Here is a 12220-nt window from a genome sequence, read left to right on the forward strand (position 1 = left end):
AGGAGGTATGTGCTTTGAAGGGAATAATATTAGCAGGCGGAAGTGGTACCAGACTATATCCACTAACAAAGAGTATATCCAAGCAGCTATTGCCAGTTTATGATAAACCAATGATTTATTATCCTCTTTCCGTACTTATGTTAGCTGGAATAAGAGATATTTTGATAATATCAACTCCTGAGGATATTTCTAGGTTCGAACAATTATTAGGTGATGGGAAATCTCTGGGGATCAATTTGGTTTATGAAGTGCAACCTACACCTGATGGTTTAGCCCAAGCATTTATTATTGGAGAAAAATTTATAGGTAATGATAATGTCGCTCTGATATTAGGTGATAATATTTTTTATGGTCAAGGATTTACTCCGATGCTAAAAACAATTGTAAAAAAGAAAACGGGAGCAACAATTTTTGGATATCCTGTTAAAGATCCAGAGCGGTTTGGTATTGTGAACTTTGATAATAAATTTAAGGTGCTTTCTTTAGAAGAAAAGCCTGTCAATCCGCAATCTAATTATGCTGTTACAGGATTATATTTTTACGACAATAATGTTGTGGAATACTCTAAAATGGTTAAACCTTCATTGAGAGGGGAACTTGAAATAACAGATTTAAATAATATATATCTTGAAAAGGGAATGCTTGATGTACAATTGTTAGGGAGGGGGTTCGCGTGGCTCGATACAGGCACTCATAAGTCGTTATTAGAAGCTTCTCAATTCATTGAAACTATTGAACAAAGACAAGGACTCAAAGTTGCATGCCTTGAAGAGATATCATATAGATACGGATATATAACTAAAGATGAATTATTAGAACTCGCTCAACCTTTAAAGAAAAGTGATTATGGACAGTATCTTGTACAACTTGCTATGCAAAATAAAGTAGAGAAATTAAAGTATAATTTAGAATTGGTGGCAAATGATTAATATGAGAACAATACTTGTAACAGGTGGGGCAGGATTTATAGGTTCGAATTTCATTCCATTTTTTTTGGAAAATAACGAAAATTATTTTATTGTTAATTATGATTTGTTAACTTATGCTGGTAACGAGAATAATCTATCGGAAATTGCTACAAATAAGAGATATAAATTTGTCCAAGGTGATATAAGGAATAGAGAGTTACTTGAATTTCTGTTTAGTAATTATGATATTAAAGGAGTTATTCACTTTGCAGCAGAATCTCATGTTGATAATTCAATACATTCCCCTGAAGCATTTTTTAAAACCAATATAATTGGAACTTACACATTACTTGATGTTGCGAAAAGCTATTGGATGAATAGTCCATTTGAGTATAAAAAGGGTTATGAGTTTTGCAGATTTCACCATATTTCTACAGATGAAGTGTACGGCACATTAGGCGATGTAGGATTATTTACAGAACAAACACCTTATGCTCCAAATAGCCCTTATAGTGCAAGCAAAGCAAGTTCAGATTTGGTAGCCAGAAGTTATTTCCATACTTATGGTTTAAACGTAGTCACCACTAATTGCTCTAATAACTATGGACCCAAACAGCACAGCGAAAAACTGATTCCTAAAATTATAAAAAACGCTTTATCTTTGTCGGAAATACCCATTTATGGTACTGGGAACAATATTCGTGATTGGCTGTATGTGATGGATCATTGTAGAGGAATTGACTTAGTATATCATGATGGGTTACCAGGCGAAACTTATAATATTGGCGGAAAGAACGAAAGAAATAATTTATATATTGCCCATTTAATTTGTAGTATATTGGACGACCTTGTCCCTAACAGAAGTAATAGTTCTATACAAAGTTACAAGGAACTTATTAAATTTGTTCCTGATAGACCTGGTCATGATAAGAGGTATGCGATCGATGCTACAAAAATCACTTCTCAACTGGGTTGGAAGGCCATTGAAGATTTTGAAAGTGGTATCATAAAGACTGTGGAGTGGTATATTGAAAATGAAAAAATATAAGACACATTTATCAGTAGTTATTCCCGTGTATGGTTGTGCAGAATGTCTATTTGAATTATATGAAAGATTAGTAAATGTATTAGATAAAATAACACCTTGTTATGAGATTATTTTAGTTAATGATGCTAGTCCAGATAATAGCTGGGTCTATATAGAACAATTAGTTAGTAAGGATTCTAAGGTAGTTGGAATAAATTTATCTAGGAATTTTGGTCAACATTATGCAATTACTGCTGGGTTAGATCACACAGATAGTGAATGGGTTGTAGTTATGGACTGCGACCTTCAAGATCAACCAGAGCAAATCCAAATGATGTATGACAAGACGAATGAAGGATTTGATATTGTATTAGGGAGAAGATATGCTAGGCAAGATTCATTCTTGAAAAAAATAGGATCGAATTTGTTTTATAAATTATTTAGTTATATGACAGAAACAAATCAAGATGGTACTATAGCTAATTTCGGAATTTATAATGGTAAAGTTATAGATACTATAACAAAAATGAGAGAAAACCTTCGTTTTTTTCCTACTATGATAAAGTGGGTGGGGTATAAAGTAACAACTATTAATATTGAACATGCTAATAGAGAATATGGTAAATCGGGTTATTCCTTAAAAAAATTAGTTAATTTAGCATTTGATGTTATAATATCTTTTTCAGACAAACCATTGAGACTTACAGTCAAAACAGGTTTTTTTATCTCATTTTTTTCCTTTTTTTATGCATTGTATATTATAATTCGTGCAGTTTTAGGGATAAAAAGTTTGGAAGGATGGTCAAGTTTAATAGTATCAATTTGGTTTCTGTCAGGACTTATCATATTCATTCTTGGAATAGTCGGTATATATATCAATAAAATCTTTGATGAAGTCAAGAAGAGGCCGATTTATATAGTGCAAGATTTATCAATAAATAAAGAACTATAATTTATGTTAAAGAGGTATTTGATATAATGATAAAAAAGTTGGAGTGGGACTCGTCTTTTTTTGGATTTAATATCGCAGAGTTAAATATAATGCAAATTTCCAATAAGTTTGACATAGAACCCTTTATAGTTGAGAATAATATAAAATTTATTCAGGCTCGGTGTAATATTAGCAATACTGAAGGGATTCGTCTACTAGAAGAAAACTCATTTCATTATGCGGATCTTAGAGTGACATTTCAAATTCAATTCAAGGAAGGAATGCCATACCATATATATGAACTCGCAAATAATGAGGATATAAATACATTAAAGAAAATTGCCGCGAACTCATTCACAGATAGCCGTTATTATGGTTATGAGCATATTTTTCTTAGGGGAAAAATTGATGAATTGTATGAGACATGGGTCGAAAAATCAGTGAAAGGTTTGTTTGATGATTGTTGCTTGAAAATTACAGTAAATAGTAAAATAGCGGGTTTTTTGACTCTTAGAATAAGAGCTCAAATTGCAACAATTGGTATCATAGCTATCGATGAGAAATATCAAGGAAATGGAGTGGGAACACAATTAATGAATTCATTAATGGGGTACCTAGCTAAAAGTGATATTGAATTTATTGAGGTTACTACTCAAGGTAAAAATATTAAAGCGCAAAATTTTTATATTAAGAATGGATTTAGATTGAAGGAGCTTGAAAGTTGGTATTATTGGTTGGAAAGGAAGTAATGTTATGGGATATATATATATTCTGGGAACTATACTTTTCACAGTATATGGACAACTCATTTTGAAATGGAGAATTAGTAGTTTTGGTGCTTTACCCGATGCACCAAAGGAAAAGGTAATGTTTTTGTTCGGTTTATTATTTGATCCTTATATTTTATCAGGACTCATTTCTGCATTTGTAGCTTCATTCTTTTGGATGGCAGCAATGACTAAATTCGATATCAGTTATGCGTATCCTTTTATGAGTTTTTCATTTGTACTTGTGTTTATTTTTTCTGTCTTTCTGTTTAAGGAACCAGTTTCTTCTTATAAACTAGTAGGTCTGGGATTTATAGTAATTGGGATATTTATCACTAGTAAGTCTGTTTGATTTTCAAAAGAGTACAATAATCTAAAAGGGATGAATATCGTATGATACCTTTCAACATGCCATTAATAGTAGGGAATGAAACAAAATATATAAACGAAGCTTTGCTTTCAAAAAAGTTATCTGGTGATGGTCCCTTTACTAAGAAATGCAATAATTGGTTTGAAACTAACTTTTATACACCTAAAGCTTTATTAACTACTTCGTGTACGCATGCTTTAGAAATGGCAGCTATTCTAGCAGGTATTAAAGAAGGTGATGAAGTTATTATGCCTTCATATACGTTTGTTTCAACAGCAAATGCTTTTGTCTTAAGAGGAGCGAAAGTAGTCTTCATTGATATTCGTCCGGATACAATGAACATAGATGAATCTTTAATTGAAGATGCTATTACTTCAAAAACAAAAGCTATTGTTCCTGTACATTACGCAGGAGTGTCATGTGAAATGGATAAAATACTTAGTATTGCAAAGAAATATAATCTGGTAGTTATTGAAGATGCAGCCCAGGGCGTAATGAGTAAATACAAAGGGAAATCACTCGGTACTATCGGGAATTTGGGCAGCTACAGTTTCCACGAAACCAAAAACTATAATTGTGGTGAAGGTGGAGCTTTACTTATTAATGATAACCAGTACATCGAAAGAGCTGAAATTATAAGAGAAAAGGGGACCAATAGATCGAGATTCTTTAGAGGGCAAGTTGATAAATACACATGGATTGACGTGGGTTCGTCCTATTTACCAAGTGAAATCAATGCTGCATTTCTTTATGCACAATTGGAGAGCGCAGATAAAATAAATACAGCAAGAATTATGACATGGAATTTATACTATAAACTGTTGAGCCATTTGGAAAAAGAAGGTTTTCTTGAACTGCCTGTAATTCCATTGGATTGTGAACAAAACGCACATATGTTTTATATTAAATTGAAAAATTTAGAGATACGTTCTCAGTTAATTGAATTTCTAAAGAAATATGATATTATTACATCTTTTCATTATGTTCCTTTGCATACTAGTGATGCAGGCAAAAAATTCGGTGTTTTTCATGGGGAAGATAAATACACAACAGCTGAAAGTGAAAGATTACTTAGATTACCGTTATACTATGGTCTATCTAGTGAAGATGTTGAGGTAATTTCAGATCATATAGTGCATTTCTTTAAATGACTCGCTAACATACAGGAATGTTAACAAATTCAGTGAGTGTTTGAGTAGATTTATACCAAACAAAAGGAGATCCCTATTAGTGATTAGCAACAACTCAGAAAGATTCATTAATATATTGTATTATACATTTGTTTTTTCAGTAGGATTTTATTTATTTTATAACGAGGCTAGAATAGTTAATTCAGACTTATACTTACATATTAGGCTTACTAATGATTTTTTCCAGAATCACTTGTATATACCGCACCCAGGATTTCACACTCTCGTTTACATATTACATATGATAATGTTTATTGATTTAACTTATTCAGCCACGATTATATTATCTCTTTGTCTTGTTTTTATTTCTTATATAATTTATAGGATCATTGAACATTTTGTGCCTACCCTTTCATTGTCATGGAAAATATTTATTACTACTGGTCTTATTTTAGTTTCTGCCATCTATCTTCCTTTTTTTAACACATCTGTATATTTAGGCCAATGGAGTCCTAACGTTTGGCATAATCCAACTTTAATCGCATTAAAACCTTTTGCTTATATCTCCTTTTTTTTAGGCGTTAATTATTTTTTTTATTCCGAAACAAAAATAAATAAAAGGTTTCTATTACTTAGTATAGCATTAGTTGTAAGTTTAATTATGAAACCAAATTTCCTAATTGCATTTTTACCAGCCTTATTCATTTATCTATTCATTAAGAAATATAAGAATTTATCTTGGTTACGAGTTTTTGTTATGCTCTGTGTACCTATAATTATCGTTTTGATATTTCAGTATTGGGGATATGCTAATACACAAAAAAATGATCATATGATTTTCACTTTTTTTGGTGTTTGGAGATTGTATTCCCCAAATATTTTTTTCTCCATAATTCTGGTCACTGCCTTTCCTTTAGCCCTCTATATGTTAAAATATAATGAATGTATGAAAAATCATTATTTGAACGTTAGCTGGATTGCCTATATTATTTCCGTTTTACAATTTTCTTTTCTGGCAGAAGCAATTGAATTTAGAAGTGGTAATTGGGCATGGGGAATGATGACTATTTTACCCATACTATTTTTATTCTCAACAATTGAATTTTTGAAAATGTGGGATAGAAAAAAAAATAGTTGGAAAATAAATATACTTTCTTTGTTGTTCGCATTACATTTATGTTCAGGAATTTACTATTTTTTAAAAGTAATAACTATTCATGATTACAATTAATAGCCCTTATTTTTGCCAATGAACCACTTATCCCTTACGATTACGGAATTGTTTTAATTGCACAAAAATGAACAGTCCAGCGATATATGAGATTTTTTTATTTGCTCATTTTGAAAATTCCTTACTTGACTGCCTCCCTGTTGACACTGAATTCTATCATAATTTGGCACATGCAGCCGCAGCAATCTGCGCTACTGCAAAGAGAAGGAAGAGCGGCTCAAGTGGGAGGGCAAGCGGCTAAGAGTTTAATCGTGTTGCATAACTTCATACGATCAGCGAAAAAGTAAACGATTGGGACTACTGGTAATGAATTCTTAAAGTCGAATTCAGGTTCACTAATTTTCTATTTTCAAGAGCTATTATTTAGATACTACTTTGTTGGCAAGAGGGTGGGTTTTATTACCAAAAAATGGGGCGTTGATGTAGAACAATAATTGGAGAGCACACCAAATAAAAGGAAGATGATAAGGATGGCAAGCCGCCTTCCTTTTCTGCATTTCATTTACATAATTGGTAAATGATATAAATAAAGGGATGTTATCCAAGAGTATCGGAACAAGAGGCGTTAGCATTCTCCCTATTCACATCACATGTGGTTTGATGGCAAGTCAGTTTCACCACATGGCGGATTGTTACGAGACGGAGTCAATCCGTATGCGGAGTGGACGTTTTTGCTGCTGCAATGCGCGTAGCCTTCTTGTGAAGCTTCGCCCACAGAAGAGTGACCGTATGCACAAAACTACAGTCATTACATAAGAGAAGCTATCACAATGTCTCGACAAGTGAAGGTCTGGAACTTCCACTTTCGCTGTCCAGCTTGCCGATATTATATTCCGTCATTCTTGCCTTTTTTGAGTCATGCCACTAGTTCATAGTAGATTTGTAGGGGGAGCTAATGAAGGCTGTCGAAAGCCACATGCCGCTTGAGGCGATAACTGCAGCGACATATATGATATCTGGTGAAACCCAGTTCGGATAAAACAGTGGATGGATTTAAGGGGGAGTGGAAGGTTCACCTGCTGCAGTTGAATCATGGACTTAGGTAGTGATCTTTTACTCCAGATTCCACATCGTGCTCTGGCTCGGGCATTATTATGGGTGACATTTCAATTCCCACCATTCACGTCACTTGGCCTATAAACCTACATTGGGTGGCATGTGTATCTTTATTGATTAGCGACACAATGGGGTCTATCAAATATTTTGTGTATACTCTCTATTCAACTCTTCTCAACGAGGGGATAAGAAATTTCAGGTGTGAATGTGGATGTGATCTGGAAAGAACACTTATAGCTGGAGCAGCATCTTGCTCCATTTTTGCACGTGGACTGGCTATTTACTAGTGATATCCATGTTAGCTAGATAGAGCATCTTGAACAAAGCTTCTTTTTATTCCTACTTTACGACTGTTCGAGGTCTGCTTGTTTTTATGACAAGCTTGTCGTAGCCTAATTCTGTATCCAATTACCCTTCCATCATTGCCTTAAGCGTATATGCCAATAGATCCTTAAAGTCTTTTTTTAATAAACTGATGAAGCTATTGTTTGGTTTAAAATTCCAATGGTGCTCCACAACCTTTCCTATTCTATTATTTTAATAGGTTTTGGAGTTTACTCATTCTATTTTACAGACTCAGGAAATCCCCAACAAACTGATGCTTGGTGGATTTGCTATTATAAGATGATTGTTAGTTTAGCAATTATTGCATTTTAATTTTTATAAGTTGCAATTAAGGAACAGGAGAAACTATGGCTGATAAAAAATTATATATACTTTATGTATTATGTTTAGTAGCCCCGTTATTGATTACATCTCTATATGTTTATAATTATTTTCAAAATAACATATGGGGTTTTTCACCAGCTTGGAGTGACGAGATAGTTTATTGGTCTGAAATAAACTCCTTTGTAAAAGTTTTTTTTGAAAATGGCCACTTTTCTATAGATGAACAGGTTAAACCAACTTTTTCACACTATGGTGCTCATGGGCCATTCTATCCAATACTGCTCGGCATGTTTTCAAAGGTTTTTGGTTACGGAATTAACTCAGGAGTATTTTACAATTTGGTATTTATTTTTCTTGCTACTATATTATTCTTATTTGTTATAAAGCCGAATCTATTTGATACAGTATCTTTATTAGGCGTCTTGTGCTTATTTTGGCCGATGTACCTATATATACCTACTGCAATGCAGGAATGTTTACACTATTCCATAGCTATCACAATGTCAGTTTTTTTATATAAATTATTTAAAAATCCAGAAAATAAAAAGATTAAAATGTGGTTACTTTTAATTATAACCATCGCTTCTGTCATAAGACCAACGTGGTCTTTTCTAATACCTTTCTTTTTTATGCCATTAGAATTAAAAAAATATAAAGACTTTTGTTTTAAAACAATTATTTCAATTATATATATTTTTTCTTTATTTATGCTTTCAAATTATTTATCGGCTCCATATCCAAATTGGGTTTCACAGTGGATACAAGGAGGGTTTCATTTAAACCTTTTGATTCAACATTTTGTTCTCAACATCCAAGGTTTCTTTTCCGGTCAAGGCTCAACTTTGGAATGGATTCAACGATTAGTGTGCATTTTAATATTGTTTATATATGGATCGAGTGCATTACTTTATATATTCCGTATTAAGAAAATAGATTTTGGTGTTAGTTCTTTCGAGTCAACAAATATTTCCTTTAAATTATTTTATTTCCACTTAGCAAATTTAGGAATGGTTATTTTATTAACTCTTCTAGTCTATGATATAGGTGATTGGAGGGATTTCAGGGTTATAGCTCCTCATTTATTATTGTCTGTATTGCTAGAAGTTTGCTTTAGAAAGAAATTAGTACCTATTCTTCTTATTTGCAGTAATATTACTTTCTTATCAGCATTTAGTAATGTTTATCAATCATTGCACAAAGTCCATTTTGCTAAGCAAGAATCATCAAGTCCATGGTCAGTTTTAGATGAGCTAATTCATTACGATAACAATGCTGGCCCATGGGGAAATACTTTGTTAATTGATACAAATCATATTAATAGTAACCTACTGTACGTTCCTCATGGAATTGGAATATCATTTATCATAAACCACACCTCACTTGGCGAAAAAATTCTTTCAAAATATATTCTTGTTAATGATGAAGTTTATAATAAAATAAGTACTAAAGGAAACTTTAAACTGATTGCAAGTTTTCCAGATGCAAGGTTATACATAAATCAATATTAAAAAATTAATTTAGGTTAAAAGAAATTTCAATACATTTAAAGAGAGTAACGGGTTGGATGGATGCATAAATTAATTTCGATTCAATGGGATCTGTAATTTAAAACAACTGAAACAAGGGCATAATAGATGGAAGAGTTGGAACCAAGGATGATATCATTATGATCACCTTAAACGGCTATATGAGCATGGTCTCAATGTCCTCATCCGAACGGAAATTGTGTTCTTTGAGAGTCTGTAAAATGGATTGGCAAATAGATCTATTAAGGCATTTTGTGCATCTTGTGCGGTGACTAGTCTTGTTCTCTTTGATAAATGCACGCAGCTGTTGTTTAGTTCATAATCCCATGTGTGCTCCCCAACCTTTCCTATGATTCTATTTTAATTGATATGGGAGTTTACACTGATCTACAACCGAAAATGAAGAAACAAATCATCGCTTTATATGCTAAAGGCCTAAGCACCCTGGATATTCGGGGTTACTTGGAGCAACTCTACCGAATCTAGCCTCTCTGTCACTCAAACTGATGTGTTAGCCTTATAGTTCGTTTAGGACATGGGGAATGCTTGCGCTGCTCTTACAAGTTTGCTTGCTTTGTCTTGGGACCAAGCTGCTGATCGCTTAATAGGTCACTAACGATTCAATCGTCTCCAAAAGCTTTTCATCACCGGTTACCTTTACATATTGAGGAGCCGGGTACTGCTGTAGAAGGCTCAAGAACACTCCTGCATACGTATCTTTGAATATCCCAACGTATTCAGGAAATAATTGGTCTAAAAGGGCCTGGAACTATAACTTTGTATGAACTTACATGGAGTTTAGGAGTCAACTTCCTCAAGTTAAGGAGTTCCTTTCAGCGATTAAAATGAACTTCAAGTTCTAAACTAGAATAATTCACCAAATGGAAGGCATATAGGGTAGAGACCTATGATCACCAATAATTGCTAAATAAATATCAAATCCGCCAATTTGTTAAAGAGCACAACTTTCTTTCGTTTTGTGGATATCAAGGTTCCACGGGATCGATTTGGTCGTATCAGCCTGTTGTGGCGGTGAAGATAAGCCAAACCAACGTTACCGGAATTGAAGAGCAGATTATCGCTTTATACGCCAAAGGCGTAAGTACCGGACCGTCCGTTGCTTGGCTTGGTATCTATGCGGCGGTATTTCTGGATGTAAAGTGAAGCAGGCGGGTATTTTTGTCAACAAAGTTGCTTACATGGTGATCGGGATTGATCTGGATAGAAATAAAGATGTGCTCAGAATTTTGATTGGTTAAAAAATCATCCAAGTTCTGGTAATTGTTTTAAATGAACTGAAGAACCGCGGCGAACAAGATATTTTAATCATATGTGTAGACAATCTCATGGGCTTCACCCAAGCAATAGCAATAATACAGTTGGAACGGTTTGAAGAAGCTTGGGGCGAGAAATACCCGCCGCTGATGGTCCGCTCTTACTGGGATCAACTTGCTACGTTTATTAAATATCCAATGGAGCTGCGAGAACTGATCTATACGACCAATATGATTGAAAGCTACCACCGCCAATTTCTAGGTCTCAACCAGCTCATAAACATGTTCCTACACCGAGCTACCTTCATCCTACAACATTTCAATAAAAAAGGTCATCCACTCACTAACCTCATATATACGAAAATTCTTGTCATACTCCATTGTCAATTAATCATCATTCATTCAAAATCTATTTCCGCATCTTTCAGAAACGGCAGCTTGGCATCTTTGTCAGAAAGTATAGGAATTGATATCGGCCATTCAATTGCTAATGAAGGGTCATTCCAGGCAATTCCTCGTTCATGCTCATATGAATAGTACTCATCAACTTTATACAATACCTCCGTACTAGGAACTAGTGTAACAAATCCATGAGCAAAACCCTTCGGAACAAGAAGCTGTCTCTTATTAGCAGCACTCAAAATGAACCCCATCCACTGACCGAATGTTGGAGAGCTTTTACGAATATCCACAACAACATCATAAATAGCTCCAGACAACACACGAACTAACTTGGTTTGTGCCTTTGGCGTAAGCTGATAATGAAGCCCTCTCAAAACCCCGCTTTCTGTCGATAGCGATTGATTGTCTTGGACAAACGAACAATCTATATTCAATTCTTTAAACTTCATATCGTTATAGCTCTCCATAAAAAAGCCGCGGTTATCTCCAAATACAGCAGGTTCGATAACAAACACATCATTCATTTTTGTGTTAATTAGTTTCATATAGCACCTACCTATTATTTTTTAATGCCTAAGTATCTTTTTACTAAACTTGTTTGAAATCGTTGGTGTGCACTATTGTATGCAGAAAAATCAGGTTTGGGTATTAAGCTTTCATCTTTATATAGGTCTTGAGCTTCTAAAGCCATCAGATAAAGATTAAACCAAGGAATTACAACTGATAAAGAAGTCCGTATCTAAATCGCTGCATTTCATAACCCTTTCCACCTCCATCGCCAAATACGTACTAACAACCACAATGGGCCTCAAGTACTCTCTCTCTTTATATGTATAGAGAACTTAGTGCCAGTATAAATATGAATTTTTTTCCAAAAGTTAAATAATGATTATTGCTTGTTACTACAAGGTGGATATGATGGATTTACA

Annotated in this window: 9 protein-coding genes and 1 pseudogene; 9 read left to right on the top strand and 1 reads right to left on the bottom strand. The window is 33.8% G+C overall.

Annotation, left to right across the window (positions count from 1 at the left end):
- The first annotated feature begins 14 nt into the window (after positions 1–14).
- The 9 genes and pseudogenes from rfbA to BM210_RS35850 all read left to right on the top strand — a co-directional run.
- Complete coding sequence (rfbA, locus tag BM210_RS26940) at positions 15–929, top strand: glucose-1-phosphate thymidylyltransferase RfbA (protein WP_091175329.1); 915 nt, start codon at positions 15–17, stop codon at positions 927–929.
- A gap of 1 nt (position 930) precedes the next feature.
- The gene (rfbB, locus tag BM210_RS26945) at positions 931–1956 is read left to right on the top strand and encodes a dTDP-glucose 4,6-dehydratase (protein ID WP_091175331.1); all 1026 of its coding nucleotides are present in this window, start codon (positions 931–933) and stop codon (positions 1954–1956) included.
- A complete protein-coding gene (locus BM210_RS26950) occupies positions 1943–2887 on the top strand; it encodes a glycosyltransferase family 2 protein (RefSeq protein WP_091175332.1) in 945 nt (314 codons plus the stop codon). Before rfbB ends, BM210_RS26950 begins: the two co-directional genes overlap by 14 nt.
- 26 nt (positions 2888–2913) lie before the next feature.
- Positions 2914–3615 carry a GNAT family N-acetyltransferase gene (locus tag BM210_RS26955; protein WP_091175334.1) on the top strand — a complete coding sequence of 234 codons (702 nt, stop codon included), beginning with the start codon at positions 2914–2916 and terminating at the stop codon, positions 3613–3615.
- Between the two features lie 4 nt (positions 3616–3619).
- On the top strand, positions 3620–3985 hold the full coding sequence (locus BM210_RS26960) for an EamA family transporter (protein WP_091175335.1): 366 nt from the start codon (positions 3620–3622) through the stop codon (positions 3983–3985).
- A 41-nt stretch (positions 3986–4026) separates the two neighbouring features.
- The gene (gene rffA / locus BM210_RS26965; protein WP_091175337.1) at positions 4027–5154 is read left to right on the top strand and encodes a dTDP-4-amino-4,6-dideoxygalactose transaminase; all 1128 of its coding nucleotides are present in this window, start codon (positions 4027–4029) and stop codon (positions 5152–5154) included.
- A 79-nt stretch (positions 5155–5233) separates the two neighbouring features.
- The gene (locus BM210_RS26970) at positions 5234–6364 is read left to right on the top strand and encodes a hypothetical protein (protein WP_091175338.1); all 1131 of its coding nucleotides are present in this window, start codon (positions 5234–5236) and stop codon (positions 6362–6364) included.
- Positions 6365–8112: 1748 nt separating this feature from the next.
- Positions 8113–9597, top strand: coding sequence for a hypothetical protein (locus BM210_RS26975; protein ID WP_091175340.1), 1485 nt, complete (start codon positions 8113–8115; stop codon positions 9595–9597).
- Positions 9598–10597: 1000 nt separating this feature from the next.
- Positions 10598–11144 (top strand): annotated as a pseudogene (locus BM210_RS35850) (transposase); the annotation flags it as partial.
- A 143-nt stretch (positions 11145–11287) separates the two neighbouring features.
- On the opposite strand, the gene rfbC reads toward BM210_RS35850, so the two are convergent.
- On the bottom strand, positions 11288–11836 hold the full coding sequence (gene rfbC, locus BM210_RS26985) for a dTDP-4-dehydrorhamnose 3,5-epimerase (protein ID WP_091175343.1): 549 nt from the start codon (positions 11834–11836) through the stop codon (positions 11288–11290).
- Positions 11837–12220 lie beyond the last annotated feature (384 nt).

The organism is Paenibacillus sp. 1_12, assembly GCF_900114475.1.
Lineage (GTDB): Bacteria > Bacillota > Bacilli > Paenibacillales > NBRC-103111 > Paenibacillus_S.